Below are 26,264 nucleotides of genomic sequence, written 5' to 3' on the forward strand. Positions count from 1 at the left end.
TCCTACCCTAAAGCGCGCCGGGTACGCAGGCCAGCCGGTGCATCAGCTCACCTCATACGGCAGCACGCCGCGCTGATCGGTGTTGATGGTCAGCCGCCGTTCCAGCGGCGGGACCGAACGCTGGTGGCAGTCCTTGCGCTCGCAAATGCGGCAGGAAATGCCGATCGGCTCATAGGCGCTGTCCTGGTTCACATCCATCCCGTCTGCATAGACCAGCGCCTCCGCGTGGCGCACCTCGCAGCCCAGCGCAATGGCATAGCGCCGCACCGGGGATCCGAATGAGCCGCCCGGTTTCGACACATCCCGCGCCAGCGAGATGTAGCGCACCCCGTCCGGCGTCTCTGCCAGCTGGCGCAGGAACCGGCCCGGGGTCTCAAACGCCCGGTGCACGTTCCACAGCGGGCAGGCGCCGCCGAACCGGGCAAACTGCAGCCGCGTGGCCGAGTGCCGCTTGGTGATCGTGCCAGCCTGATCAACCCGCACAAAGAAAAACGGTACTCCCTTGGCGCCGGGACGCTGCAGGGTCGACAGCCGGTGCGATATTTGCTCGATCGAGGCGCCAAAGCGGATCGACAACAGCTCCAGATCATGGCGGCAGGCCTGCGCCGCCTCCAGAAACCTTGTGTAGGGCATCAGGGCGGCACCAGCGAAATAGTTGGCAAGGCCGATCTTGGCGATGGCGCGGGCCTCCTCGCTTTGGAACTTTGCAAAATCCAGCGTCGCTTCAAGCAGCGCGTTCTGCCGCAAAAGCGCCACCTGCAGCAGCATCTGAAACAGCTGCGTCTGCGGCGCCGAGCGGTTGGACAGATGCAGCACGCCTGTCTCCGCATCAAAACTGCGCAAGCCTTCCATTTCGGACTGGCGCACGGTCACGCCGCCGCGCTCCAGCGCGGCCACGGCTGCCGCGCGGATGTCATTGGCGGCGGCAAAATGCTCGGCTGCATGGTCCACTGCATCGATGTAGTTGTCGCAGTAGTGGAAGAAATCGCGCACCTCTTCCCAAGGAGAGGCCTGAATGCGCGCGTCCTCGCGCCCCAAAGCCTCGTCCAGCGAGGCCAGCCGTTCATGCGTCTGCCTATACGCCCGGTGCAGCGACAGAAACGCCCGCGCCAGGGCCGGGGCGTTCGATGCGGTCAGCCGCAGATCCGCCAAGGGCGGCGCTTCATCAGCAAATACCGGATCCGCCATCGCCTCGCGCATGTCGCTGACCAGCCGTTCGCTGTCGCCTGCAGACAGCTCGGTCACATCCATGCCGAATTCCTGCGCCAGCGCCAGCACCACCGTGGTTGACACCGGGCGGTTGTTGTTCTCCATCTGGTTCAGATAGGGCAGGGACACCCCCAGTTTGGCGGCGAAATCCTTCTGCGTCAGCTCCAGCCGTTGCCGCATTTCACGCAGCTTGGCGCCGGCGTATAGTTTCTGGGTGGCCATAGGGCGTGCCTTTGCAAATCCAATTCTTGCGAATGGTATAATTGCAAATCCATGCCTGCAAGCCGACCGCAGGCGTTATGCGCCGATCTGCCGCTCCCGCCGGACCACCAGCAGGATCGCAACCAGCCCGCATGCGGCGGTGCCGAACATGATCGCCAGCAAAGGCACCGCCGTGGATCCCGGCACCAGCAGCATCCCCGCAAAAGCGCTGAGTGCTGCCCCCGCACCGATCATGATCGCACCGCTAAGACCGGACGCGGTGCCGGCCAGATGCGGGCGGACAGAGATGGCGCCCGCAGTGGCGTTGGGGATCGCCATGCCGTTGCCCAGGCCCACGAAACACATCAGCCCGAAGAAGGTGAACACGCTGTCAGCGCCCGCCATAGCAATCAGCAGCGACAGCAGCACCCCGCCGCCGTTGATAACACAGCCCCACAGCACCATGCGATTGACCCCGATCCGGGTGGAAAACCGCCCCGAGATGAAGTTGCCGGCAAAATACCCCACCGCCGGAGTGGAGAAATAGACCCCCAGCTCTGCCGTGCTGAGGCCATAGACTTCGGTGCCGACAAAGGGCGCGCCGCCCAAGTAAGCAAAGAAAGCGCCTGAGGCGAGGCCCGAGGATAAGGAGTACCCCCAGAACCGGGGCGAGCGCAGCAGTTCCGGGTATTCGCGGAACTGCGCCATCAGCGTCTTGCCGCTTTTGTGGGCAGTCTCGCCGAAATCGGTGAAGGTGATGGCCAGCGTCGCCGCACCGACCAGGAACAACAGCCAGAAGTTGGCTTGCCAGCCCATCCACTGATCCAGGAAACCGCCGATTGCGGGGCCGATCATCGGCACGATTGCCATGCCCATGGTGACATAGCCGATCATGCTGGCGGCCTGGTTGGTGTCATACATGTCGCGCACCGCCGCCCGGCTCAGCACCATGGTGGCCGCCACTGCCGTCTGCGCCACCCGGAACAGCAGGAACGCCTCGGCCGTCGGCGCATAGATGCAGCCCAATGTCGCCAGCAGGAACAGCACAATGCTGACCAGGATCACCGGCCGCCGCCCCATCTGGTCCGAGATCGGCCCGACAAAAATCTGCACCACCGCATTGCCCGCCAGATACAGCGCCACTGACAGCTGCATCACACGGTAATCGACCGCATAATACTCGGACATCCCCGCCAGCGACGGCAGATGCAGGTTCATGCCAAGCGCCGACAGCCCGGCAAGCAGGATCAGGGTGAAAATGCGCGGAGGTGTCCGCTGGCCGGAAACGCGGGAATTATATGTGGACATACCATCCGGTTAGAGCAGTCGGCCCGTCTTGTCCATCAGTCCCCGGCCTGGCAGGGCATAAGGTTGCCGTTGCGTCAAAAGACTCTTGCGCCGAATTCAATGCCTCCCCTATGGTTGCTTAAGCATTCCATCAAATCGCGCGTTCCCCCAAGGCCCGTCCTTTTAAGTTCTGTTGAGGTGACCCATGGCCAATACCCCTGATCCGCTTGCCAACAATCCGGCCATCCGGCAATGGGCCGAACGGTTTTACAAGCTCAAGGCCTGGACCATGCCGGACTTTCCCGATCCGGTGGATGAGGAGGTGGACAACAGGCGTTCGGCGGCCCTGACGGAGCTGAACAAGATCACCATTCCCGCCGAACTCAGCTCAGGCGCGCGGCGCAGCCTGGCCGGCGGGCGCAAGGCGCTGAAAAAGGAAATCCTCAGCGCGGATGAGGCCGGCGCCTTTGACAAGATCGACAGCGATATTTCCGATCTGTCCAGCCAGATCGCCGCGCAGCTGGCGGTTGCCGCCGCGCGTGACAAGGCGCAGACCGCCCTGGCCGCAGCTGAGGAAAAATTCGCCTCGGTGCGCAACAGTCTGGACCAGGGCGCCTTTACCTATGTGGAGGGGCTGATCAAGGCGGCGCACAAGACCATGGCCGCCGCCGTGACCGACAAGGACTTTGAAGCAGTGGAGGCCGCGGCCAAGGATGCCTCGTCCAAGGCGGAAGACGCCAATACCTATGGTATCTTCTTCGACAATTGGACCAGCGCCACGCTGGCGCTGATCAACCCGATGACAGGCGTTACCAAGGATACCGCCGAAGCCGCCCGCGGAACCCAGATGAAAGCCGCAGCCGTCCATTCCAAGGCCGGGGATTTCGGCGCCGCCAAGTTGGCGCTGGAGGCCTGGAAATCCAATCTGAGCGATGAGGGTGATCTGGCCGAAGGCCTCAGCTTTGCTGCGCTGATGGACGATTACATGACAAACTCCCACAAGCGCTGCGAGCTTATCCTCGCCAGCGCTGTTCCTGACGCCAAGGATTTTCGCAATCACCTGAAAAACGCCAAGAAAAAGGGCTACAAGGAGCAAAAGTTCAATGAGGCCAAGGGGCTGCTGCAGGAGCTGATAGACTACAGTTCCAAGGACCGCGGCAAGCTCGCCCGCTATATGCGCGGCTTTGACGGCTCCCTCAGAGCGGATGAGGGGTTCCGCAACGCATTGGCGGCGGCGGATACCAAGCAGAAATTCAAGGGCAACAATGATCCCGCTGGCGCGCTGGCGGATCTGAAGGTCTGGGAAAAGGCCAACCGCGCGTTAATGCGCAAAAGCCATTCCAAACAGATCGTCAAGGCGCTGGAGGCGAAATACGACACTCTGAAAAAAGTTCTGGCTGAGCCGGAACTCAGCGACCTGACCACGACCTGGGACGCGCATAAACTTCTGGCGGATGCCGACAACTTCGACAAAAAAACCGGCGCGCCGCAATACCATGTCAAGCTGAACCATCTGTTCCAGCTGGAAAAGGTTGTGGATGACCGAAGCGAAATGGCCCGGATACTGACGCAATTCCCCGAGGCCGCCAGCTATGATTTTCACAAACCGGTTGCAGACAATATCACGGCGCAGAAATACCCGGATGCTGTCAGCGCTGTGCCCGCGGCACTGGCGCTTTTGCGTGCAATGCCGGGCTACCTGACCGCCAAAAAGGCCGCCGAAGACCTGCTCGCGGTGCTGCCCGGCGATGCGGATGTTATGAAGAGCACGCTGGATGACGCGATCAAGGCTGCCGAGTTCACTGCCCGCGGCGGTGATCCGGCCAAGGCCGCAGGTGATCTGCAGACTGTGCTGGACAACGCCGATTACATGGATCTGGTGCTGGCCATGGCGGATTACCGCGCCAAGCTGGCCAAGGTCGAAAAGGAACACGCCCGGACCAAGAAATACCTCAAGCTGCCAGCCGCCGAGAGCAAACTGGACGAAGCCTTGGAGGCGGCCAAGGACCGGGCCGGAACGGACAAGGAATATGGCGACGCCTTCCTGATGCTGGACACCCATGAAAAGCTGCTGAAGACGGTCAAACCGATGGCCACAGCCCGTTTTCAGGTGCAGGGCATTATCGCTGCACTGAAACGGGCAAGCGTGCCTTCAGGCGAGCTGGACCCCTTAGAGGTCAAAGTTGCAGCGGCTGAGGATGAAGCCAAAAAGCCGGATTTCGATAAGGCCAAGACCGCCTTTGATAAGGTCCGCAATGAGCTTGAAAAACTCAGCGCCGAGGCGGCGGAAGCCTATGAGATGTTGGACGGTGCCGGCAGCAATGCAGGCCATTCGCTGGACCGCCACGGCCCAGACGTCAGCGACGAGGATCTGATCACCCGGCTGAAAACCGGCAAGCCGCCCAATGCGCATGACGACGACGAACGTTCCTACACCGGCGCGTCTTCCAAGTTCCACAGCCCGCAGGACTGGCTGGCAGGCCGCGAGATTGCTGCCGAGGCCGCATTGGCCAAAGGTGTCGATATCACTGAAACCGAAATGACATTCACCGGTGATCCGCTGACCGATCCCGATGAAAGCGCCGATTTCACCGTTGAACACGGCCGCCCGATCGACAAAGCCTATATCGGCCACAAGAAACACGTGCGCTCCGATGACAACGGCGAGCCGATTTCCGATAAGACCTATGAAAGCTTCGAGGAGGTTGAGGGGCTGACCCGCGCCTATGTGAACTTCATCTGGGAGCCGGAACTGCTGCCGGCGGAAACCACAGACAATCCCGATCCTGCAACGGACTATCCCGAGGAAAAAGCGCAGGATAACGCCGACTATGTGGCGAAATACACCACCCGGCATGGCGCCGCTCCGGCCAAAATACCGGGCCGCTGGGTGATGATGCAGCAATACCCGGTCGCAGATGGCTGGGATAACGAGACCAAGACCTACACCAATGGCAATCCGGGGAACATGATCCCATGAAAATCCGCAAGGAACTGATCGCGGGCTACACGCGGCTTCTGACCATGGGGCGGGCGGTCAATGCTCCCGATCCGATGGCCGATCTGGCCCAGTTCGACGCCGACATCCGCAGCATGCACAAGCGCGCCCATAAAGAGGGCAACCTCGATTGGCTGCGGCTGGCGCTGGACTCGCTGATCGCCAGCCCTGCTGGACGCATCAGCCAGTTTGCAGGCCAGCAGTACCCGTTTGACGACGCCGAGCTGCAGGCGCTGTTCCGCCGTGCCTACGGGATGATCTGGCCGGATCAGCCGCTGTCCGAGCCGGGCGACGAGGCCGATCTCGATTTTGTGGAAATGAGCGCTGAGGACTGGAACGCCTTTACCGGCAACGCCAGCTAGGAACCAGCTTAGGAGACCTGCCATGCCTGATCAGGCTTTTGATGCGGACGCCGTCCTGAAACTTCTGAAAAAGGCCAAGGCCTCCGGCAAGGAGCTGCCTTTTGCCTTTGGCCTTGCCGGCAAGCCCGAAGACTGCGGGCTGATGATCGACCTGCGCAAACCCGGCAAGGTGCTGCGCGGCGACATGAAAAAGGCGCCGGGGATCAAGAAATCCTGTTTCGGCACCCTGCGGGTTGAGGAAAACGAGGTTCTTTTGCAGCCGGAAAAGCCGCTGAAGGGCATCGTCAAGCAGCTGAAGAAAAAGTTCATGAAGGAGGGAATGGTCAAGTTCAAGCCGGTGCTTGTCGGCCCCGATGGCAGCGTGATCGACGAAGACAGCCTGCCGGATGACGACGACGACGCCGCAGGAACCAGCCCTGAAACCCGCCCTGCCGAAGACAGGGCAGCTGATGCCGGGGCTGCTGCGGCGTTGAAATCCCGCATTGCGGCAGCGGCTGAGGCGGTCAAGGCGCTGGGCAAACCGGACTTGGCAGGCAAGCTTGCACCGGAAATCAAAGCCAGCGTGAAACTGCTGGGGCAGGGCGATCACGACGCCTGCGCGGCCCGGCTCGACCGGCTTGAAGCAGCCCTTGCCAAACTGGGCGGTCAGCCCAAGCCTGCGCCCGCGGACCCGGCCCAATCGGAACAGGCCGCAAAGCTGGGCAAGCTGCTGACTGCGCAGGCGGCCAAGCTTAAATCCCTGCCGCCGGAACAGGCCGCGCCCTTGGCAGAACAGGTCCGCGCCATCGCGGCCAATCTGAAATCAGGCGCGCTGACCGAGGCCGCGGACGGGCTCAAAGCGCTGATCAAAGCGATTGAGGCACCGGCAGAGACGGGCCAGCCCGCGGCGGACCCAATGGAAATCTGGCAGGCCGCCAAGGAGGATGTGGACCGCGGCGTCTCCAGCCTGCAGGATGCGCTGAAATCCCAGAACCATCCAGTGCTGGCGCAAATCGCTGATGCCGGCCTTGCCGGTGTCACGGACGGCAACCAGACGGCGCTGATGAAGGCCTTGTTCGAGATGAAATCGGCCACTGGCGACGCCCGCAAAACAGCTGCACAGGCATTGCTGGCCCAGATCGCCGCCTATCTCAAGTTCCTTAAGGACGATCCGGTGATCGGCATGGTCGAAGACAATCCTTTCGGAGTCAAAGCCCCGGTTAAAACACCGCTGACAAACGCCCTGCGGCAAATGGCCGGGATCGCCAAAGCGGCCTGAGGCTGCCTCCCCGGCCCCGGCCCCGGCCCCGGCCCCGGACAGGGGCTGGAATCCAAATGCGAACTTTGCTGATTTACAGGTTTGCATCCTGCGTATGCAAACGATTTGCAAATTTGCGATAATGTCCTTTGGCTTCGCTGCCGCGCAATATATGGTCCCGGTGAAATCTACAGGGGACATGTGCCATGAAAGACATCCTTTCCGAGCTGGAAGACCGCCGCCAGGACGCGCGGCTGGGCGGCGGCCAGCGCCGCATTGACGCGCAGCACGGCCGCGGCAAGCTGACGGCCCGCGAACGGATCGAACTGCTGCTGGACGAGGACAGCTTTGAAGAGTTCGACATGTTCATCAGCCACCGTTGCACCGATTTCGGCATGGAAGACAACAAACCGGCAGGCGACGGCGTGGTCACCGGCTGGGGCACCATCAATGGCCGCCAGGTCTATGTGTTTTCCCAGGATTTCACCGTCCTGGGCGGTTCGGTCTCGGCGACCCATGCCCAGAAGATCTGCAAAATCATGGACATGGCGATGCAGAACGGCGCGCCAGTGATCGGCATCAACGATTCCGGCGGTGCCCGCATTCAGGAAGGCGTCGACGCCCTTGCAGGCTACGCCGAGATCTTTCAGCGCAACATCATGGCCTCGGGCGTGATCCCGCAGATTTCCGTCATCATGGGCCCCTGTGCAGGCGGCGCGGTCTATTCCCCGGCCATGACCGATTTTATTTTCATGGTCAAAGACTCGTCCTACATGTTTGTGACCGGCCCGGATGTTGTGAAAACCGTGACCAACGAGGTGGTGACAGCCGAGGAGCTGGGTGGTGCCTCCACCCACACCAAGAAATCCTCGGTTGCTGACGGCGCCTTTGAAAACGACGTCGAGGCGCTGGCCGAAGTCCGCCGCCTGGTTGATTTCCTGCCGCTCAATAACCGTGAAAAACCCCCGGTGCGCCCGTTTTTTGACGAACCTGGCCGGATTGAGACCAGCCTCGATACCCTGATCCCGGAAAATCCCAACAGCCCCTACGACATGAAGGAGCTGATCGCCAAGGTTGCGGACGAGGGTGATTTCTACGAGATCCAGGAGGATTTCGCCAAGAACATCATCACGGGCTTCATCCGCCTTGAGGGCCAGACCGTGGGCATCGTCGCCAACCAGCCGATGGTGCTGGCAGGCTGCCTCGACATCGATTCCAGCCGCAAGGCCGCGCGTTTCGTGCGCTTCTGCGACTGTTTTGAGATCCCGATCCTGACCTTTGTCGACGTGCCGGGCTTCTTGCCGGGCACCTCGCAGGAATACGGCGGCGTCATCAAGCACGGTGCCAAGCTGCTGTTTGCTTACGGCGAAGCCACCGTGCCCAAGGTCACCGTGATCACCCGCAAGGCCTACGGCGGCGCCTATGACGTGATGGCCTCCAAGCACCTGCGCGGCGATTTCAACTATGCCTGGCCGACAGCGGAAATCGCGGTGATGGGCGCCAAGGGCGCGACCGAAATCATCCACCGCGCCGACCTCAAAGACGCGGATAAGATCGCGGCCCACGCCAAGGACTATGAGGACCGTTTCGCCAACCCCTTTGTGGCGGCAGAACGCGGCTTTATCGACGAGGTGATCATGCCCCAATCCACCCGCCGCCGCGTCTCCCGCGCGTTTGCCTCCCTGCGCGGCAAACAGCTGAAGAACCCGTGGAAGAAACATGACAACATTCCGCTGTAATTGCGGATGTTGAGCGGGGGCTGTCTGCCCCCGCACCCCCGAGGGTATTTTCGACCAGAAAGAAGAGGGAGTCTTCGGATTTGTCCAGCAACCGTTGGCATATCACCCGCACGGACAGCAGCCTGACGCTGTCGCGCCGCCTGCCTGCGCAGTTCGACGTGGCGGCGGAGACCGTGCTGACGTCCGGCGACCCGCTGCGGCTGGCGCATCAGATCCGCCAGGACATGTGGCGCAAGCTGCAAGGCATGCGGGGCTTCTCTCCGGTGGTGGAAATCACCGCCACAGGGCCGGGGTCGGGGCAGGGGCTGCACATCCGGGCCGGCGGGCAGGTGATGGGCCGGGTGCCCTCCAATGCCGCCGGGCTGATTGCCGACGTGCTGGAAAATCCCGCTAACCGGGCCCGCTGGCTGCGCCATGCGGTGCGGCGCCGGGACAAGACATGCCCGGAAACGGGCCCGAAAACGAATAATCCGCCCGAAATTGCGGCAAAATTTGACAAGGGAAACGAATCAGTCTCATGATCCGCCTCAGCCAGATACCAACAGCGCGCGCTTTATGCGCTGCGCCAGCAGCCCCGGCCGGAGGAGCCTGGGAAACCGGGGGCCGGGGCTGCGGATATCTGGCTGTTATCCCATTAGCATTGTCCGTCCTGTCCGCCTCTGCCGCGGAACCGGTTGCGGTTCCGTCGGGCCAGCCAGTGACCCTGGCCGAGGTGCTGCTGGACGAAGTACCCGGACAGGCGGGCGAAACCTGGGCCCGTTTCCGCTTCCTGGCGCCGGAAATCGCCCGGGAAACCGGTTCGGTCAGCTATGAGGCGGCGGCGCCCGACATGGACCATCTCTGCGAGACCTTGGCGGTGCCCTATCTGGCCGGTCACGGGCTGACCGCAGCCCGGGTGGTGATTTCGCTCTCGGACCGAATGGTGCCTTTTGGGGCGCAGGACCCGGCGGCCACCCAGTTTTTCGAGGCCTACCGCCCCGTGGCCGCTGGCTGCATGTGGGAGGCTTTCTGATGCATCCACAATATCTTGCGGGGCAAACTTCAGATCGGCGGATTCTTGCGGCATTGCAGCCACAGCGCTGCCAATTGCCGCGATTCACATGTGACTCGGTTGCAAACCCCGCTATCCTTGGCGCGGGCAGCCTGCGGGCTGCCTTCACATTGAGGTTGAGGCAGGCGGCGGGCCAAGCCCCCGCAGGTTTCGCGTTTTTTATCAGGAGACAGAAATGTCCAAGAGCATCAAGCTTATCGCCCTGGCAGGCCTGCTGGCCGCCGTCACTGCCTGCGCCCAGCAGGAAGAAGAATTTGTCGTGGTCGAGCCCGAGCCGATCTCGCAAGAGCCGGAATTCACCGGCAAGTACAAGTAACGACCACAAGGGTCCGGCCCTGCGGCCGGCCCTTACCCGCCCGCAGGGTGCCGGACAGGAGGCACCCAAATGCTGAAACACCGCGGGTTCCCGGGCCGTATGCCCGGCACCGATTTTCAATTCACCGTCCGCCGCCCCAATCCCAAAGGGGTCACGCCGCTGACCCGGCGCGAGCGTTTTGCCGACCGCAAGAACGTCGACCGGCGCGTCGATGCCACCTTTATGCGGGCTTTGTGGGAGCAGTTCGGCGACCAGCCGTTCGAGCGCGGCAATCTGGATGCCGGCCGCCTCAGCTGGCTGTTCGGCCGCGAAGTGATCGCCGCTGAAGATCCGTTTGATCCGGCCAGCTACGAGGCGCTGCTGGTCATTAACGTGGCCGTGGCGCAGGCGTCTTTCCCGGACGCGTTTGACTGATGGCACCGTCCCGGACGCATATCACGCAACGGGCACCGCGGATCTCTCCGCGATGCCTGCCGCTGCGTCCGGGGCGCCGCCCGTCTGCTGTTTCCTCAGAAGTTCAGCTGAACCGCCAGCTGCACCCGGTCGCCGTCAAACGTATTGCCGGAGATCGTGTCGTTGCGCTCGCCAAAGATGTATTCAGCGCTGAAGGTCAGATTGTCGGTGGGGCTGTAGAAGGCATTCACGTGAATGGTCTCCAGCTCGGTGAAGGACAGCGTGCCGGTCGAGGTCGGCAGGTCGTAATCCTCGCGCCCGTAGGCGATGCCGACATTCCATTGATCGGTGATGTCCTGGCGGAATTCGACGGTATAACCCTTCACATCGTTGGCCTGGCCGCCGACCACCGCATCCCCGAGGCCGATCAGCAACGGCCCCAGGGCCTCGCCGTCAACATAGGTGGCCTGGAACAACCCGCCGTCCCAGGGCGTGATGGAGCCGGATACGGTAACACCGGTCTGATCAACGTCAACGCCGCCGCTTTGGATGGTGCCGGCAAGGCCGGCAATCCGCGCGGTGAACAGATCATTGCTGTACTGGAACGCTGCCGTGGCGACCGGATCGCTGGAGGCGGCGGTGTTTTCCTCCAGCGACAGGCTGTAGTCGAAACCGTCGCCAAAGCTGTTGCTGTAGCGGACCTGCGGCACCCGGGCAAAGGCGATGCCGACCGGGCCGTTGAATTCGACGCTGGCGGGGTATTGCCCCAGCGGCATGAAGTTGGTCCAGGTCTGGCCGATCAGCCAGTGATCGCCGATCTGCACATTGGCGTGGCGCAGCCGCAGCTCGGAGGTGCCGCCGGAGGCGAACAGGTCGAACTCGAGCTGGCCCTGAATGGTGCCGATGCCGGTCTCGGTGGTGGTGCGGATGCCCAGCCGCGACTGGCGCACGGTGGCGCCGAAGTCGCCGTCGGTGGCATTCACCGGCTCGCCGATATTGTTGACAAAGGCCGTGTCGCCCTGGACGAAATCGAAATCATAAAAGAAATCGGCCTTGACGTAGCCGTAGATGTCGACCGCGGTATTGCCCAAGCGGAAGTCGCCGGGCGCGCCGGTCACCTGCTGGCTTTCCGCTTCCAGCACCTCGACCCGGTTGCGCAGCTCTTGCAGCTCGGACTGCGTATCCGCGTGGGCCAGGCCAGCGCTGCCGGCAAGTGCAGCAGCAGCCAGGGCGAAGCGCCCTCTATGCACTTTGGTCATGGGGTTATCCCTCCTCCTTATGTGTCGTGCAGCCAGACTCCCACGTGCGCAAACAGGGGGGAAATGACTTCAAAGAGAGCCGCCGTGAGGATTTGCGCCAGAAAAAGTGCGAAATTTTCACGGTCTGTTCACGCTGCAGTGTTTGCGCAGGCCAAGCTGCTGGCGGGGTTGCAAATCCCGGCGCCGGTCCGGCGCTGCCGTTCACAGCGCTTTGACAGCCGCTTGGCCGGCCGGCCAGCACAGTGTCAGGGTTGTAACGGCGATGTGACAGGGCTGACGCGGCCCTGCGCCATTGCCCGGCCGGTAGTGCGTGATTTCGGCGTGAAATCGCACAGCTGCCGCTTGGGTCAGCAGGAATCTGCCCAAATCCGCACCCTTGCATTTCAGGGGCTTACAGCAGCGCCGGGGCTGTGCATCGTGGGTCAAGCAGCGCAGCCACGCTGCTGTGCCGAGCATCTGTTCCGGCCCCTTCGCCTGAACGGGCAGGTACGCGCCCCCATCCGCGTCCTGCCCGTCTTTTCTCCCCTTCAGGCACCGGCGGAAGCTTGCCGTATACTCCCCCCCATGCGGCAAGCCTCCGCCCAACTGAAGGGCGGGTTCGGCACAGCGTTGCGCGCGGCTGTCCAGCCTGCAAATTCCGCAGGGACACTGACGTCCCCGGAAGAAGGAAACTGGACATGCGGGCAAAAACTTTCATCGCGGCCCTGTCGCTCTGCGGCTTTGCGGCGGCCTGCGGCGACACCACTGGCGAACGTATCGTATATGGCGCCGGCGCAGGCGCCGCAGGTGCTGCGCTGCTGGACGGCAGCCTGGTCACCGGCGCAGCCGTCGGCGTGGCCGCAAACCTGGTCTATTGCCAGCAAAATCCCCGCAAGTGCTAAGGCCGCCACCGCTGCCGCTGCACTGCTGAACATCCGGCCCGCTGCGGCCGGTGCAAAAATCGCGCAAACGCCGTGCCTGGGTCTGCCCCGGGCGCGGCGTTTTGCATTCCGGAATGCCAAGGACCAAGGGCCAGAATACAAAGGGACCACCTATGTTTGACAAGATCCTGATCGCCAACCGGGGCGAGATCGCCTGCCGGGTGATTAAAACCGCGCGGAAAATGGGCATCAAAACCGTTGCCATCTACTCTGACGCCGACAAGCAGGCCCTGCATGTGCAAATGGCCGACGAGGCTGTCCACATCGGCCCGCCGCCCGCCAACCAGTCTTATATCGTCATCGACAAGGTGATGGAGGCAGTCCGCGCAACCGGCGCTCAGGCGGTGCATCCGGGCTATGGCTTCCTGTCGGAAAACTCCAAATTCGCCGAGGCCCTGGCCGCCGAAGGCGTCGCCTTTGTCGGCCCGCCGGTGGGCGCGATTGAAAGCATGGGCGACAAGATCACCTCAAAGAAAATCGCCCAGGAAGCCGGTGTTTCCACCGTGCCCGGCTACATGGGGCTGATTGCCGACGCGGATGAGGCGGTGAAGATCTCGAACGAGGTCGGCTACCCGGTGATGATCAAGGCCTCCGCCGGCGGCGGCGGCAAGGGTATGCGCATCGCCTGGAACGACGACGAGGCCCGCGAAGGTTTCCAGTCCTCCAAGAACGAGGCCGCGAATTCTTTTGGCGACGACCGCATCTTTATCGAGAAATTCGTCACCCAGCCGCGCCACATCGAAATCCAGGTGCTCTGCGACACCCACGGCAACGGCATCTACCTGGGCGAGCGTGAATGCTCGATCCAGCGCCGCAACCAGAAAGTCGTGGAGGAGGCCCCGTCGCCCTTCCTGGACGAAGAAACCCGCAAAGCCATGGGCGAGCAGGCCGTGGCGCTGGCCAAGGCCGTCGGCTATGCCTCAGCCGGCACTGTGGAATTCATTGTTGATGGTGACAAGAACTTCTACTTCCTGGAAATGAACACCCGCCTGCAGGTGGAACACCCGGTGACCGAGCTGATCACCGGCGTTGATCTGGTCGAACAGATGATCCGCGTCGCAGACGGCGGTGAGCTGCCGCTGCGCCAGGAAGACGTGAAACTTACCGGCTGGGCGATTGAAAACCGTCTTTATGCCGAAGATCCCTACCGCGGCTTCCTGCCCTCCATCGGCCGCCTGTCGCGCTACCGCCCGCCGGCCGAGACTGCCGCAGGCCCGATGCTGATCAATGGCAAGTGGCAGGGGGATGCGCCCGCGGGCGAGGCTGCCGTGCGCAATGACACCGGCGTCTATGAGGGCGGCGAGATCTCGATGTATTACGACCCGATGATCGCCAAGCTCTGCACCTGGGCGCCCACCCGGGCCGAGGCGATCGACGCCATGCGCATTGCCCTCGACAGCTTCGAGGTGGAGGGCATCGGCCACAACCTGCCGTTCCTGTCAGCTGTCATGGATCACCCGATCTTCATCGACGGCACCATGACCACCGCCTTTATCGAGGAACAGTATCCCGAAGGTTTTGAGGGCGTTGAGCTGCCCGAAGCCGACCTGCGCAAGATCGCCGCCTCCTGTGCGGCCATGCACCGGGTTGCCGAAATCCGCCGCACCCGGGTGTCGGGCCGGATGGACAACCATGAACGCAAGGTCGGCACCGATTGGACCGTCACCCTGCAGGGCCAGTCCTATGACGTGGTGATTGACGCCGACCGCGACGGTGCCACTGTCAAGTTCGCCGATGGCACCGCATTGCGCGTGTCCTCGGACTGGACGCCGGGCGACCAGCTGGCCACACTGGATGTGGACGGCGAGATCCTGGTGCTGAAGACCGGCAAGGTCACCCAGGGTTTCCGCATCCGCTCCCGCGGGGCGGATCTCAAGGTCCATGTGCGCACCCCGCGCCAGGCGGAACTGGCGCAGCTGATGCCGGAAAAACTGCCGCCCGATACTTCCAAGATGCTGCTCTGCCCGATGCCCGGCCTGATTGTGAAGGTCGACGTCGAAGCGGGGCAGGAAGTCCAGGAGGGCCAGGCCCTTTGCACCATCGAGGCGATGAAGATGGAAAACATCCTGCGCGCCGAGAAAAAGGGCGTGGTCTCCAAGATCAACGCATCCGCGGGCGACAGCCTGGCGGTTGATGATGTGATCATGGAATTCGAATAATGCACCACGGGGCAGGCATAAGCGCGGGCGGGCAGGCGGTTTTTTCCGCCGGCACCCGCATGCCTGCCCCGGACCGTACGGTTGCGTGCACCGAATCTTCAGGAATTTCTGCAATCCTGCCCGGGTTGAACTTCCTCAAGGTGCCCTATGTTCCGCTTAATGACCGGTTTGCTTTCGGGCATTCTCCTGCTGACGGGCTGCACGCTCGACAAGGAAGAGGAGGTGCGCGTGCTGCTGTCCGAATGGACGGAACTGGGCGAAACCTTCTTTTTCCAATCCTCGTCCACCTGCACCGCTGCGGTGTTCCACACAACGGAACAGCCGCGGATCACCTCGCTGCTGGGCAGGGCGCGATCCGTCAATACCGGCATGAAAATGCTGGCAGACGGCAAACCGGTTGTATTCCGGGTGGCGGGAAAATCCCCCAATGCGGTGACCGAGGCGATCATGTCGCGGGATCTGCCGCAAGGTATCGGGATCCTGAACTCGGGCCTGGCCGGGGTCAATTGCATGAACGAGACTGTGAAAGGCGTCTACTACCGCGCTATTCTCAATCCGCAGTCCAACCTTGTCTTCGTGCCGGACAGCCATGCCATGGTTGTGCTCGACAAACAGGCGATGGCGCTGATTTACGTCCGCGGCAACAGCTGACAGCAGGCGCGGCTCGGTCCGCTCAGCTGCCGCGCCGCTCTTCCACTTCGCGCAGCCGCTCGGGGAATTTGTCGATGGTGCGGGACAATTCGCGCGCTGTCCAAGGGTGCGGTTTGCGCAGCTTCACGCCGCCGTCCTTGCCGACCAGAACCAGCATGAACCCGCGCGGACGCAGCTTTTTGCGCAGCGCGGATTTTGCTGCCGGGTCGGTGTCAACCAGCACCACCACATCCCGGGTTTTCAGAACCTCGGCGCCTTGCATCAGCCGCTCCATCTGCTCGTGGAAGCGCGGGTCGTCGGGGCTGTCGGCAAACACCACCACAGGGCGCTGCTTCCACTGGAAATCCTCCAGCTCCACATCATACCCGGGCTGTATCCAATCAGGCGCACTGCCATCTGCAGCCAGAGCCGCAAGCGGAATAAAACCTGCCAAAACAACGGTTAGGATTGCTCTCATGATCTCTCCTGTCCCGTTGAATATATGCGCCGCGGCGGTAAATGCGACCGGGAAATCCGCAACTTGGCCAAAAAACATCATCGTTAACGGGATACTGAGGGGTTGCCGGCCATGATTGTGCCATTCCCCTTGACCGGGCTGCGGCCTGCGGCCCTCCAGAAGAGGTCCCGAAGCATGATGAAAGTGATCCTTCATACCGGTGCGCACCGCTGCGCAACCACGTCGTTTCAGGAATACATGCGCCAGAACGCCGATGGGCTTGCCAAACAGCGCATTGGGTTCTGGGGGCCGTTCCGCACCAGGGGCGGGCTGTTCCACGGCATCCAGCCCGGGCCTGCACGGGTGACTGGCCGCGACCTCGCCCTGCGTGCCCGCGGACGGCTGCAAATCCAGATTGCCGGCTGCCGCGAGCAGGGCATCCATCAGCTGCTGATCAGTGAAGAAAACATGATCGGCTCCATCCGCGGCAACCTGCGGCTTGGCGATCTTTATAACGGAGTGGGGGAACGGATGGCGCGGTTCTCCCAGGCCTTCGGCAATGCCGTGACAGACGTGGCCCTCAGCATCCGCAGCCTGGACGGCTACTGGACCTCGGCACTGGCCTATGCGGTTGCCCGCGGCCACCGGGTGCCGTCGCCTGCGCAGCTTGACCGCTTGGTGCAGGCGCCGCGCAGCTGGCGCGATGTGATCACCGATATTGCCTGCGCGGTGCCAGATGTGCGCCTGCATGTGCTGCCGTTTGAAACCTTCGGCACCCGGCCCGAGGCACAGCTGACGGCCCTCACCGGGGCCGAGGCGCCGCGCACCCACGCAAGGGTGCGGCTCAACGCCTCGCTGTGCCTGCAGGACTTGCGCGCCAGCGTGCCGTCCACTGCGGCGGCCAAACTGCCAGGGGGCTCAGGCCGCTGGCGCCCCTTTGACGACGCGCAGACCGCACGCCTGCGCGAGGCGTATGCCGACGACATGATGTGGCTGGCTGCCGGTGCCGATGGCATCGCCGCACTGGCCCATGATCCCGATAAACTGGCGGCGGGCACGAACCCGCCCCGTATCGCACTGACAAGAGGAAGACCTGATGACAAACAAAGACGAATGGCAGGCTCTGGCTGAGAAAGAGCTGCGCGGACGGGCGGTTGACGACCTCAATTGGCAGACGCTGGAAGGCATCGAGGTCAAGCCGCTTTATACCGAAGACGACACCAAGGACCTGCCCCACATGGGCACGCTGCCCGGCGTCGGCCCGTTCACTCGCGGCGTCAAGGCCACCATGTATGCCGGCCGGCCCTGGACCATCCGCCAGTATGCAGGCTTCTCCACCGCCGAGGAAAGCAACGCCTTCTACCGCCGCAACCTGGCCGCCGGCCAGCAGGGTGTCTCGGTCGCCTTCGATCTTGCCACCCACCGCGGTTATGACAGCGACCACCCGCGCGTGGTCGGCGATGTCGGCAAGGCCGGCGTGGCGATTGACAGCGTCGAAGACATGAAAATCCTGTTTGACGGCATTCCGCTCGACAAGGTCTCGGTTTCGATGACCATGAACGGCGCGGTGATTCCGGTTCTGGCGTCCTTCATCGTTGCGGGCGAAGAGCAGGGCCACGATAAATCGGTCCTCGCGGGCACCATTCAGAACGACATTCTGAAGGAGTTCATGGTCCGCAACACCTATATCTATCCGCCGAAACCCTCGATGCGGATCATCTCGGACATTATCGAGTTTACCTCGAACGAGATGCCCAAATTCAACTCGATCTCGATCTCCGGCTACCACATGCAGGAGGCCGGCGCGAACCTGGTGCAGGAGCTGGCCTATACCATCGCGGATGGGCGCGAATACGTGCGCGCAGCGCTGGATGCGGGCATGGACGTGGACAAATTCGCAGGGCGCCTGTCGTTCTTCTTTGCCATCGGCATGAACTTTTTCATGGAAATCGCCAAGCTGCGCGCCGCCCGTACCCTGTGGCACCGGGTGATGACCGAATTCGGCGCCAAGTCCGAACGCTCCAAGATGCTGCGCACCCATTGCCAGACCTCGGGCGTCTCCTTGCAGGAGCAGGACCCCTACAACAACGTGATCCGCACCGCCTATGAGGCGATGAGCGCAGTCCTCGGCGGCACGCAAAGCTTGCACACCAACGCGCTGGATGAAGCCATCGCGCTGCCCACCGATTTCTCGGCCCGCATCGCCCGCAACACCCAGCTGGTGCTGCAGGAGGAAACCGGTGTGACCAATGTCGTCGATCCGCTGGCGGGCTCTTACTATGTCGAAAGCCTCACCAACGACCTGATCGAACAGGCCTGGGCCTTGATCGAAGAGGTTGAGGAAATGGGCGGTATGACCAAGGCGGTTGAGAGCGGCATGCCCAAGCTGCGCATCGAGGAAAGTGCCGCCCGCCGCCAGGCGATGATCGACCGCGGCGACGAGGTGGTGGTCGGCGTCAACAAGTACCGCAAGGAAAAAGAAGACCCGATCGACATCCTGGATGTGGACAATGTGGCTGTCCGCGAGTCTCAGATCGCCCGTTTGCAGAAAATGCGGGCTGACCGCGACGAGACCGCTTGCCAGGCCGCGCTGGATGAACTCACCCGCCGTGCCCAGGCGGGCAGCGGCAATCTTTTGGAAGCCGCAGTTGAAGCCGCCCGCGCGCGGGCCTCAGTCGGAGAAATCTCCATGGCGATGGAAAAGGAATTCGGCCGCCACCGTGCGGAAGTGAAGACTTTGGCGGGCGTCTATGGTGCCGCATACGAAGGCGATGAAGGCTTTGCGGCGATCCAGAAATCGATCGAGGATTTCGCCGAAGAAGAGGGCCGCCGCCCGCGTCTTCTGGTGGTCAAGATGGGCCAGGACGGCCACGACCGCGGCGCCAAGGTGATTGCGACGGCGTTCGCCGACATCGGTTTCGACGTTGACGTCGGCCCGCTGTTTCAGACCCCCGCCGAGGCCGCGCAGGACGCCATCGACAATGACGTCCACGTGATCGGCATCTCCAGCCAGGCGGCAGGCCACAAGACATTGGCTCCGCAGCTTGTTGAGGCGCTGAAGGCGGAAGGCGCGGGCGACATCCTGGTCATCTGCGGCGGCGTGATCCCGCAGCAGGACTACGAGTTCCTGTACTCCAAAGGCGTCAAGGCAATCTTCGGCCCCGGCACCAACATCCCGGAAGCCGCCCAGGACATCCTGCGCCTGATCCGCGAGGCGCGCAGCTGAACACAGCAGGGGGGCTGCCTGTCCCGCTGCCATTGGGCTTGAACCAATGGCGCTGCAAAAGAGCAGGGGGGCTTCCAGCCCCCCTGACCCCCCGGGGGTATTTCGGACCAGAAAGAAGAAGCGGACGGCTGGACCATTTCCGTTTGGGGTTAGAGTTTTAGTGCTTCCTTAGACCAAGTTCACTTCACGAAACACATATGTGCCGGGTGTCACGTTCTCGATGGCTTCGCGGAAAACGTCGTCGCAAAACCATTCAGAAGTTTCTGCATCGCGCACAAGGTGGCGACCGGAAAATTGGTCTTTCCGAACAAACATTTTTTCGCCTAGGCGCGTTGGGAGAGATCTTATTTTCCCAATTTTTGGGTTTTTGACAGGCCTTGTTTTCGTGAGGCGGGGGTCCAGAAGTGCAGCTGCATTGAATACATTAGCAACGAAGTAAGGAACCGGAACCTCTTTGTTGTCGTGTAAGGACCAGAAGTTTCGAATTGGTATGATCTCGCAATTACCTTCTGCAAATTCCTGAAACACCTCACAAACGCCTAGGCGAGCAAAAGGAGCACCGGTGAAGTGAGCACTCTTGAGGGTCCTAAACGTATCGGGCAGGTTGTCATTGCGCGCGAAACTCAAAGCCCAATGCGCATCAATCTCATTCCTGATCTCCGCAGGTAGCTGGCCCAAGGGAGCCCTGTCTGCATCGGTACAGTACCAGAAATCCTTGCCCATACCCGACCCAGGCAGGCGACGTTCCTTGGTTTCCGACCAGTCTACTCCGGCTGAAATCGCATTCAAACTGGTGTCTAAATGATAGACTGTCATTAGAATTCTCTCTCAAAAGAAACGGGGTGCTAACGCCGTTAAACAGCAGTGATGCAGGTTTACCCTAATCCTAGTGCCTGCCCAATTAGAAGCTTCCCCTATTCCGTCCGCAGGCATTTCCCGCCTTGCGCCCCGCAGCAGCGCCGCTAGTCTCAGCCCACAAACCGGGGAGGCGTGCAAATGATACTCGACCACCTGGCCGTGGCCGGCGAAACGCTGGAAGAGGCGGTTGCCCATGCCGAAGAGGCCCTTGGCGCCGCGCTTGGCCCCGGTGGCTCCCACACCCGCTATGGCACCCATAACCGCCTCATCGGGCTGGAGGACGGCCTTTACCTCGAAGCCATCGACATTGAGGCCGAGCCGCAAGAGCAGCCGCGCTGGTTTGACCTCGACCGTTTCAAAGGCCCCGCAAGACTGAACAACTGGATTCTTCGAAGCGAAAACCTTGAGACTGAGAAACCCTTGCTGCCGCTCCTTGCGCAGCGCCACGTGCAGATGCAGCGCGGGGACTTGCGCTGGCTGATGACAGTGCCCGCAAACGGTCTGCTGCCCTATGACAACATCTTCCCTGCGGCGCTGCAGTGGCAGGCCGAGCCGCCCGCCGGCAAGCTGCCGCGGTCGCACTGCCGCCTGACCCGCCTGATCCTCAGCCACCCGGAGGCCAAAGACCTGCATGCCGCACTGGACCGGATCCTCGCCGATCCGCGTGTTGCAGTGGAGCAGGGTAAACCTGCGATGCTGGCTGAATTCGACACCCCGCATGGGCCAAGGGTGCTGCGATGAAAATCCGCTCTGCCCGCCCTGAAGATGCCGAAGCCGTCTGCGCCATTGCCAACTGGGTGATCCGCGACACGCTGGCCACCTTCAACACCATTGAAAAAACGCCTGAAGACGTCCGGGAACTGATCATGGCCGGCAACGGCGCCTATCTGGTGGCGGAACAGGGCGGCAGGATCCTCGGCCACGCGCATTGTTTCCCGTTCCGCCCCGGTCCCGGCTATCGATTTACGGCAGAGCACACCATTCATCTGCTGCCCGAAGCACAGGGGCAGGGCGCGGGCCGCAAGCTGATGCAGGCGCTGGAGGCCAAGGCGGAACAGGCGGGCATTCATGTGCTGATCGCCAGTGTCAGCAGTGCCAATCCCGCAGCAATCGCCTTCCATGCTGCTATGGGCTATGTGGAAACAGCAAGGATGCCGGAACTGGGCTGCAAGCAGGGGCGCTGGCTCGACACTGTTTTCATGCAGAAAATCCTGACGCCCGGTATTCCCGCCCCTGACAACCCGCGCAAAGACGCATAGGCTGGCACCATGTCACTTTGGACCCGCATATCCGACGCGCTGGCCGCACTTGCCGCAGGCGAAAGCCTGTCGGAAGTCTTTGACCGCTTGCGCGCGCCGCCCGAACGCACCGTGGCCTTTGCCATTGCCGTCATCGCCCTTGGCGCCAAGATGGCCAAGGCCGACGGGCAGGTCACCCGCGACGAAGTGGCCGCCTTCCGCGAGGTGTTCCAGATCGCCCGCGATGATGAAACCGGCGCCGCCCGCGTCTTTGACATGGCGCGCACCGATGTGGCCGGCTACCAGGAATACGCCCGCCGCATCCACAGCATGTTTGCCGATGACCCCACCACGCTGTGCGACCTGATGGAGGGGCTGTTCCATATCGCCATGGCCGATGGCTTCTATCACCCCGGCGAGAATGAATTCCTCGAAGAAGTAAGCCGCATTTTTGGCCAGACCCCGCAGCAGTTCCAGGCGCTGCGCGCGCGGTTTGTGCCGGATGCGCCCAAGGATCCCTATACCGTGCTGGGTGTCAGCCCGGATATGGCCATGGCCGAGATCCGCAAGCATTGGCGCCAGCTGGTGCGCGACACCCACCCGGATGCGATGATCGCCCGCGGCGTGCCCGAAGAGGCGGTGCGGCTGGCGGAGAAGCGGATGATCGACATCAACCGCGCCTGGGATGAAATCAACGGATGCTGCGGCAATGCGGCTGGCAACCTATAATATCGAATGGTTCGCCAACCTTTTTGATGCAGAGGATAATCTGCTGCTCGACGGCGAACGCTCCTCCCGCCATGGGGTCGACCGGTACACCCAGGGCCAAGCCATCGCCCAGGTGCTGCGCCGCATTGATGCCGATGCGGTGATGGTGGTGGAGGCGCCCAATACCGGCCGCAGCCAGCGCACCACCCGCGCGTTGGAGCGCTTTGCGGCTGAAGCCGGCCTCAGAGCGCGCGAGGCCGTCAGCGGCTTTCCCAATGACACCCAGCAGGAAATTGCATTGCTGTTTGATCCGGATGTTCTGGACGCCCGCCACGACGCCCGTTCCTCGGCGGATGCGCCGCGGTTTGACGGGGTGTTCGGCATTGACCTGGACGTTGACGCCCAGGCCGATCAGGTGCGGTTTTCCAAACCGCCGCTGGAGCTGGCGGTGACCACCAAAGGCGGCCCGGACAAGAAGGGGGTGGAGCTGCGGATGATCGGCGCGCATCTGAAATCCAAGGCGCCGCATGGTGCCCGGACCAAGAACGAGGTCACCACCGTCTCCATCGCCAACCGGCGCAAGCAGCTGGCGCAGGCGATCTGGCTGCACCGGCGGGTGGCGGAACATGCCGCGGCGGGGGAGCATGTGGTGGTTCTGGGGGATCTGAACGACGGCCCCGGCCTGGATGAATTTGAGAAACTGTTCGGCCAGTCCTCGGTTGAGATCGTCATGGGCAGCCTGCTGAACGACCCCCACGCGCAAAGCCTTTTGCGTCCGCGCGCCACCGTGCTGCCCAGCACCTCGCGGTTTTACAATCCTGAAACCAAACGCTATTTCTGCGCGCTGTTGGATTATGTGATGATCTCGCACAGCCTGATGGGGCTGCAGCCCAAGTGGCGCATCTGGCACCCGTTCGAGGACGCGGAATGCTATGGCGATGCGGAATTGCGCCAGGCGCTGCTGGATGCCTCGGATCATTTCCCGGTGACGCTGGATATCGCGCTGGCGTGAACGGTCTGGTTTCATCCCGGGCCTGCACATGCCGTCCAGCGCCTGAAGGGGGGCAGTCCTGGACTTTCCGGGCAGGCGATCAGCCGCCGTCGTTTAAACCCTTCACATTGCCCCTTTCATAAATCCAAGGGGCGGCGCAAAGTGTCTGCAGAACATCCAACGTCTAAGCTGCCGGATCGGTCTATGAAGCTCATCACCGCAGAATACTGCCCGTTCAGTTTGCGCTGCGTGCTCGCGCTTCGGGAAAAGCGGCAGAAGTTCGAACTGCTGACGGTCAACTTGGCGGAAAAGACGCAATTCGGCGCGCTCCTTTCACCTTATGGCCGGGTGCCGGTTCTCGAACATAATGGCAATTCGATCTATGAGAGCAGCGTGATCAATGAATATTTGGAGGAGGTTTTTCCCGAACCTGCGCTGCTGCCCGGGGACCCTTATAACCGTGCTGCCGCTCGTTTTTGGATCGATTTTTGCAACACGCGGTTCATGCCCGCTTATTTCAATCTGCTGAAATCAGTTCCCGGAAAAACGCGGGATGCGCTGCGTGCGGAATTGCTGGAACATTTGGCTTTCATCGAAGATCAGGGCCTTTCGCAACGGGCCGCGGATCAGCCGTTCTGGCTAAGCGGCCGTGCCGGGCTTGTTGACTTTGCGTTTTATCCTTTCTTTGAGCGCTTCGCCGACGTGGAAGTGTTCCGCAATGTCGAAATTCCGCACCGTCTCGAGCATTTGCAGAAGTGGCTGAAAACGATGCGCGGCCTGCCGTCGGTTCAATCCATCATGCGTTCAAGGGCACACTACATTGCGTATTTCGGAACGTTCTACGCTGATTGAGGTTTCACTTTTGGCAGGTTCCAGTTTTGTTGCAAGGCCTGCAGTTCATTGACCGGGGCAATCGGCATTCATGCCAGGCGGCTGCAAATCAGCCATCACCGCGGGCATGCACCCGCCCGGCGCGGTTCCGTATCAGGGCACCCCTGTTACCCCCGGCAAGACCTCCCTATATTGGCACTATGAAACAGATCCTTTTGCCAGCCGCCCTCGTTGCCCTGATGCCCGCACCGCTTGCCGCCCAGGAAGCCGGGGAGGAGGGCGGTGCCCCCTCGCTGATGGAACGCGGGGCGGAACTGTTCTGGGAGGGGCTGCGCGAGGAAATGGCGCCGGCGCTGGAAGACCTGCAGGGCATGATGGAGGACATCGGCCCCTCGATGGGGGCTTTCCTTGCCGAAATGGGGCCTGCGCTGGCCGAAATCGCCAAGGAGGTGGAGGATTGGAGCGTCTATGAGCTGCCCGAGATCCTGCCCAATGGCGACATCATCATCCGCAAGAAACCCAAGGACAACGCGCCCGCCGAAAAAGACAAGGGCGAGGAGGAAGGCGTCACCGAAATCTGACGCACCACCCTAGGGCCTTACGCCTCAGACGGACCGGCGGGTTTGCTGAAACTCAGTTGCACCCCGGCATCCAATGCCTTGCCCAGCGATTGCAACCGGGCTTCGGCAACTTCGCCGTACAGCGGCCGTGCCGCATCCGGCAGTTCCGCGTGCAGAACCCGCTTGCGCGGCTGCCAGCGCAAGCTGCCGATGGCGCCGGTGCTGGTCAGCATCAGCATTGCGCCGAACCGCATCGCCTTGCCCAGCACCTCGGCCTCGTGCTGGCCCTTTTCGTCTAGAAGCGCATAGAGATGCTCAAAGGCGCTGCCCTGCCGCTTGTTGCTGTAGCGGTGCAGCAGCGCCAGGCCCAGGAACACCCGTTCTGAATGTTTCAGCCCGCCCAGGTTGGCGCGGGTGGCGTTGTCGAAACAGACCTCGGCGCGGTAGTCGGGATGGGCGCGCCAGCTGACGTCATGCAGCAGGCAGGCCGCCTTGACCAGCCGCCGTTTGGCCAGCGGGGCACCGCTGAACAGCGGGCTGACAAATTCATACAGGGTGCCACCGAAACCGGGCACGCGGGCGTCCTTGGCCTCGGCAAAGCGCGAGGCTTCGATCAGCGGGTCGCGGGCGCGCAGCCGCTGCGGCATCTGTTCGTACAACAGGCCTTCGCGGATGCCATAGCTGGAGACGGCGATATCCTTGGGCTTGAAGGTCTTGACCAGCCGGGTCAGCACGTCGATCGCATAGGGCACCAGCGACATCCGGCTGGCGGAGACGCCGCAGGCGTTGCGCAGCTTGTCCAGATTGGTGGTCTCGATATAGCGGGCGGTTTCGCGCACATCCTTGGCGGACATCCGGTATTCATGCAGCACCTTCAAGGGATAGCCGCGCCGGTGCATGTCGATACGGGCAATCGCCCGCCAGCTGCCGCCGACCAGGAACAGCCGGTCGCGCTGCGCGCCCATCGCGCCTTTCAGCTGTTCGATCACCTCCTTGATATGGGCTTTGCGGCCCTTGCGCCCGCCCTTGATGTCGCGCAGCTTCAGCGGCCCCAGGGATGACGTGACCCGGCGCCCGACAGAGTTTTCCTGTATTTCCGCCAGCTCCATTGACGAGCCGCCGATATCGCAGACCAGCCCATAGGCGCCGGGCCAGCCCAACAGCACACCTTGCGCTGACAGCCGGGCTTCTTCGCGCCCGTCTATGACGTGGATCTTCAGGCCGGTCTCGCGCAGCACTTCGGCGCAGAAATCCGGCCCGTCCCCGGCGTCGCGCACCGCGGCGGTGGCAACGGCGGACAGCGGCGGCAGACCCATGCCCTTGGCCAGATGCTGGAACCGGCGCAGCGCCGACAGGGCGCGGGCGCGGCCCTCGGGGTTCAGGCGTCCCGATTCCGACAGGCCCGCGCCAAGCGCGCACATGATCTTTTCGTTATAGAAATAAGCCGGGCTGCGGGCGGCGCCGTCAAACACCACCAGCCGGACCGAGTTGGAGCCGACATCGACCACACCCACCCGCGACAGCGCCCGGGCCCTGGGGTCATCAAAGATCGGGCGGCCGAAGGGCCCCCAATCGGCATTGGCGGCGGCGGGGTCCTGGGTGACGTTCATGAGGGCTCCGTCTGGCAATCCGCG

At 62.4% G+C, this 26,264-nt stretch carries 25 protein-coding genes; 19 read left to right on the forward strand and 6 right to left on the reverse strand.

The window, feature by feature from the left end:
• Positions 1-42: 42 nt before the first annotated feature.
• Both K3555_RS06565 and K3555_RS06570 read right to left on the reverse strand, forming a co-directional pair.
• Positions 43-1,431 carry a short-chain fatty acyl-CoA regulator family protein gene (locus K3555_RS06565; RefSeq protein ID WP_259998234.1) on the reverse strand — a complete coding sequence of 463 codons (1,389 nt, stop codon included), beginning with the start codon at positions 1,429-1,431 and terminating at the stop codon, positions 43-45.
• Positions 1,432-1,506: 75 nt separating this feature from the next.
• The gene (locus K3555_RS06570) at positions 1,507-2,718 is read right to left on the reverse strand and encodes a multidrug effflux MFS transporter (protein ID WP_259998236.1); all 1,212 of its coding nucleotides are present in this window, start codon (positions 2,716-2,718) and stop codon (positions 1,507-1,509) included.
• Between the two features lie 184 nt (positions 2,719-2,902).
• Between K3555_RS06570 and K3555_RS06575 the strand changes: the two genes are divergently transcribed.
• The 8 genes from K3555_RS06575 to K3555_RS06610 all read left to right on the forward strand — a co-directional run bounded on the left by K3555_RS06575 (position 2,903) and on the right by K3555_RS06610 (position 10,814).
• The gene (locus K3555_RS06575; RefSeq protein ID WP_260007843.1) at positions 2,903-5,677 is read left to right on the forward strand and encodes a hypothetical protein; all 2,775 of its coding nucleotides are present in this window, start codon (positions 2,903-2,905) and stop codon (positions 5,675-5,677) included.
• Entirely contained in the window at positions 5,674-6,057 is a 384-nt protein-coding gene (locus K3555_RS06580; RefSeq protein ID WP_260007844.1) for a hypothetical protein, read from the forward strand. The genes K3555_RS06575 and K3555_RS06580 overlap by 4 nt, the downstream gene beginning before the upstream one ends.
• Positions 6,058-6,079: 22 nt before the next feature.
• Complete coding sequence (locus tag K3555_RS06585; RefSeq protein ID WP_260007845.1) at positions 6,080-7,315, forward strand: hypothetical protein; 1,236 nt, start codon at positions 6,080-6,082, stop codon at positions 7,313-7,315.
• A gap of 185 nt (positions 7,316-7,500) precedes the next feature.
• On the forward strand, positions 7,501-9,033 hold the full coding sequence (locus K3555_RS06590) for an acyl-CoA carboxylase subunit beta (RefSeq protein WP_259991269.1): 1,533 nt from the start codon (positions 7,501-7,503) through the stop codon (positions 9,031-9,033).
• A gap of 80 nt (positions 9,034-9,113) precedes the next feature.
• Positions 9,114-9,554, forward strand: coding sequence for a hypothetical protein (locus K3555_RS06595; protein WP_260007846.1), 441 nt, complete (start codon positions 9,114-9,116; stop codon positions 9,552-9,554).
• Between the two features lie 119 nt (positions 9,555-9,673).
• Positions 9,674-10,045 (forward strand): DUF6497 family protein, encoded by a 372-nt coding sequence (locus K3555_RS06600; protein ID WP_260007847.1) that lies wholly within the window; start codon positions 9,674-9,676, stop codon positions 10,043-10,045.
• 214 nt (positions 10,046-10,259) lie between these two features.
• Entirely contained in the window at positions 10,260-10,400 is a 141-nt protein-coding gene (locus K3555_RS06605; protein ID WP_024089507.1) for a hypothetical protein, read from the forward strand.
• Positions 10,401-10,469: 69 nt separating this feature from the next.
• Positions 10,470-10,814: a hypothetical protein gene (locus K3555_RS06610; RefSeq protein WP_260007848.1), complete on the forward strand. Its 345-nt coding sequence runs from the start codon at positions 10,470-10,472 to the stop codon at positions 10,812-10,814.
• Positions 10,815-10,909: 95 nt separating this feature from the next.
• On the opposite strand, the gene K3555_RS06615 is transcribed toward K3555_RS06610, so the two are convergent.
• Positions 10,910-12,052, reverse strand: coding sequence for a DcaP family trimeric outer membrane transporter (locus K3555_RS06615; RefSeq protein ID WP_259991278.1), 1,143 nt, complete (start codon positions 12,050-12,052; stop codon positions 10,910-10,912).
• 677 nt (positions 12,053-12,729) lie between these two features.
• Between K3555_RS06615 and K3555_RS06620 the strand changes: the two genes are divergently transcribed.
• The 3 genes from K3555_RS06620 to K3555_RS06630 all read left to right on the forward strand — a co-directional run bounded on the left by K3555_RS06620 (position 12,730) and on the right by K3555_RS06630 (position 15,782).
• On the forward strand, positions 12,730-12,933 hold the full coding sequence (locus K3555_RS06620; RefSeq protein ID WP_129370421.1) for a hypothetical protein: 204 nt from the start codon (positions 12,730-12,732) through the stop codon (positions 12,931-12,933).
• Between the two features lie 152 nt (positions 12,934-13,085).
• Complete coding sequence (locus K3555_RS06625) at positions 13,086-15,131, forward strand: acetyl/propionyl/methylcrotonyl-CoA carboxylase subunit alpha (protein WP_260007850.1); 2,046 nt, start codon at positions 13,086-13,088, stop codon at positions 15,129-15,131.
• A 159-nt stretch (positions 15,132-15,290) separates the two neighbouring features.
• Entirely contained in the window at positions 15,291-15,782 is a 492-nt protein-coding gene (locus K3555_RS06630; protein WP_259991283.1) for a hypothetical protein, read from the forward strand.
• 22 nt (positions 15,783-15,804) lie between these two features.
• On the opposite strand, the gene K3555_RS06635 is transcribed toward K3555_RS06630, so the two are convergent.
• A complete protein-coding gene (locus tag K3555_RS06635) occupies positions 15,805-16,239 on the reverse strand; it encodes a DUF4174 domain-containing protein (protein WP_259991285.1) in 435 nt (144 codons plus the stop codon).
• Positions 16,240-16,416: 177 nt separating this feature from the next.
• Here K3555_RS06635 and K3555_RS06640 point away from each other — a divergent pair, with 177 nt between their 5' ends.
• Entirely contained in the window at positions 16,417-17,349 is a 933-nt protein-coding gene (locus K3555_RS06640) for a hypothetical protein (RefSeq protein ID WP_260008504.1), read from the forward strand.
• Positions 17,315-19,444, forward strand: a complete 2,130-nt coding sequence (gene scpA / locus K3555_RS06645; RefSeq protein WP_260007852.1) for a methylmalonyl-CoA mutase — start codon at positions 17,315-17,317, stop codon at positions 19,442-19,444. The genes K3555_RS06640 and scpA overlap by 35 nt, the downstream gene beginning before the upstream one ends.
• Positions 19,445-19,612: 168 nt before the next feature.
• On the opposite strand, the gene K3555_RS06650 is transcribed toward scpA, so the two are convergent.
• Positions 19,613-20,260, reverse strand: a complete 648-nt coding sequence (locus tag K3555_RS06650) for an imm11 family protein (RefSeq protein ID WP_260007854.1) — start codon at positions 20,258-20,260, stop codon at positions 19,613-19,615.
• A gap of 180 nt (positions 20,261-20,440) precedes the next feature.
• Here K3555_RS06650 and K3555_RS06655 point away from each other — a divergent pair, with 180 nt between their 5' ends.
• The 6 genes from K3555_RS06655 to K3555_RS06680 all read left to right on the forward strand — a co-directional run bounded on the left by K3555_RS06655 (position 20,441) and on the right by K3555_RS06680 (position 24,651).
• Entirely contained in the window at positions 20,441-21,043 is a 603-nt protein-coding gene (locus K3555_RS06655) for a VOC family protein (RefSeq protein ID WP_260007855.1), read from the forward strand.
• Positions 21,040-21,561 (forward strand): GNAT family N-acetyltransferase, encoded by a 522-nt coding sequence (locus K3555_RS06660; RefSeq protein WP_260007856.1) that lies wholly within the window; start codon positions 21,040-21,042, stop codon positions 21,559-21,561. Before K3555_RS06655 ends, K3555_RS06660 begins: the two co-directional genes overlap by 4 nt.
• A gap of 9 nt (positions 21,562-21,570) precedes the next feature.
• Positions 21,571-22,269: a molecular chaperone DjiA gene (locus K3555_RS06665; RefSeq protein WP_260007857.1), complete on the forward strand. Its 699-nt coding sequence runs from the start codon at positions 21,571-21,573 to the stop codon at positions 22,267-22,269.
• Positions 22,250-23,260 (forward strand): endonuclease/exonuclease/phosphatase family protein, encoded by a 1,011-nt coding sequence (locus tag K3555_RS06670; RefSeq protein WP_260007858.1) that lies wholly within the window; start codon positions 22,250-22,252, stop codon positions 23,258-23,260. The genes K3555_RS06665 and K3555_RS06670 overlap by 20 nt, the downstream gene beginning before the upstream one ends.
• Before the next feature lie 183 nt (positions 23,261-23,443).
• Positions 23,444-24,091 carry a glutathione S-transferase family protein gene (locus tag K3555_RS06675; protein WP_260007859.1) on the forward strand — a complete coding sequence of 216 codons (648 nt, stop codon included), beginning with the start codon at positions 23,444-23,446 and terminating at the stop codon, positions 24,089-24,091.
• 179 nt (positions 24,092-24,270) lie between these two features.
• Positions 24,271-24,651, forward strand: coding sequence for a hypothetical protein (locus K3555_RS06680; protein ID WP_260007860.1), 381 nt, complete (start codon positions 24,271-24,273; stop codon positions 24,649-24,651).
• A gap of 17 nt (positions 24,652-24,668) precedes the next feature.
• Here K3555_RS06680 and K3555_RS06685 read toward each other — a convergent pair whose 3' ends face one another.
• Positions 24,669-26,240: a Ppx/GppA family phosphatase gene (locus K3555_RS06685; protein WP_260007861.1), complete on the reverse strand. Its 1,572-nt coding sequence runs from the start codon at positions 26,238-26,240 to the stop codon at positions 24,669-24,671.
• Positions 26,241-26,264: the final 24 nt, after the last annotated feature.

The sequence above is a fragment of the Leisingera sp. M527 genome (assembly GCF_025141525.1).
GTDB lineage: Bacteria > Pseudomonadota > Alphaproteobacteria > Rhodobacterales > Rhodobacteraceae > Leisingera.

Coding starts and splice junctions, on each gene's coding strand:
- K3555_RS06565 (WP_259998234.1), bottom strand. CDS start 1,431: ATGGCCACCCAGAAACTATACGCCGGCGCCAAGCTGCGTGAAATGCGG.
- K3555_RS06570 (WP_259998236.1), bottom strand. CDS start 2,718: ATGTCCACATATAATTCCCGCGTTTCCGGCCAGCGGACACCTCCGCGC.
- K3555_RS06575 (WP_260007843.1), top strand. CDS start 2,903: ATGGCCAATACCCCTGATCCGCTTGCCAACAATCCGGCCATCCGGCAA.
- K3555_RS06580 (WP_260007844.1), top strand. CDS start 5,674: ATGAAAATCCGCAAGGAACTGATCGCGGGCTACACGCGGCTTCTGACC.
- K3555_RS06585 (WP_260007845.1), top strand. CDS start 6,080: ATGCCTGATCAGGCTTTTGATGCGGACGCCGTCCTGAAACTTCTGAAA.
- K3555_RS06590 (WP_259991269.1), top strand. CDS start 7,501: ATGAAAGACATCCTTTCCGAGCTGGAAGACCGCCGCCAGGACGCGCGG.
- K3555_RS06605 (WP_024089507.1), top strand. CDS start 10,260: ATGTCCAAGAGCATCAAGCTTATCGCCCTGGCAGGCCTGCTGGCCGCC.
- K3555_RS06610 (WP_260007848.1), top strand. CDS start 10,470: ATGCTGAAACACCGCGGGTTCCCGGGCCGTATGCCCGGCACCGATTTT.
- K3555_RS06615 (WP_259991278.1), bottom strand. CDS start 12,052: ATGACCAAAGTGCATAGAGGGCGCTTCGCCCTGGCTGCTGCTGCACTT.
- K3555_RS06620 (WP_129370421.1), top strand. CDS start 12,730: ATGCGGGCAAAAACTTTCATCGCGGCCCTGTCGCTCTGCGGCTTTGCG.
- K3555_RS06625 (WP_260007850.1), top strand. CDS start 13,086: ATGTTTGACAAGATCCTGATCGCCAACCGGGGCGAGATCGCCTGCCGG.
- K3555_RS06630 (WP_259991283.1), top strand. CDS start 15,291: ATGACCGGTTTGCTTTCGGGCATTCTCCTGCTGACGGGCTGCACGCTC.
- K3555_RS06635 (WP_259991285.1), bottom strand. CDS start 16,239: ATGAGAGCAATCCTAACCGTTGTTTTGGCAGGTTTTATTCCGCTTGCG.
- K3555_RS06640 (WP_260008504.1), top strand. CDS start 16,417: ATGAAAGTGATCCTTCATACCGGTGCGCACCGCTGCGCAACCACGTCG.
- scpA (WP_260007852.1), top strand. CDS start 17,315: ATGACAAACAAAGACGAATGGCAGGCTCTGGCTGAGAAAGAGCTGCGC.
- K3555_RS06650 (WP_260007854.1), bottom strand. CDS start 20,260: ATGACAGTCTATCATTTAGACACCAGTTTGAATGCGATTTCAGCCGGA.
- K3555_RS06655 (WP_260007855.1), top strand. CDS start 20,441: ATGATACTCGACCACCTGGCCGTGGCCGGCGAAACGCTGGAAGAGGCG.
- K3555_RS06660 (WP_260007856.1), top strand. CDS start 21,040: ATGAAAATCCGCTCTGCCCGCCCTGAAGATGCCGAAGCCGTCTGCGCC.
- K3555_RS06665 (WP_260007857.1), top strand. CDS start 21,571: ATGTCACTTTGGACCCGCATATCCGACGCGCTGGCCGCACTTGCCGCA.
- K3555_RS06670 (WP_260007858.1), top strand. CDS start 22,250: ATGCGGCTGGCAACCTATAATATCGAATGGTTCGCCAACCTTTTTGAT.
- K3555_RS06675 (WP_260007859.1), top strand. CDS start 23,444: ATGAAGCTCATCACCGCAGAATACTGCCCGTTCAGTTTGCGCTGCGTG.
- K3555_RS06680 (WP_260007860.1), top strand. CDS start 24,271: ATGAAACAGATCCTTTTGCCAGCCGCCCTCGTTGCCCTGATGCCCGCA.
- K3555_RS06685 (WP_260007861.1), bottom strand. CDS start 26,240: ATGAACGTCACCCAGGACCCCGCCGCCGCCAATGCCGATTGGGGGCCC.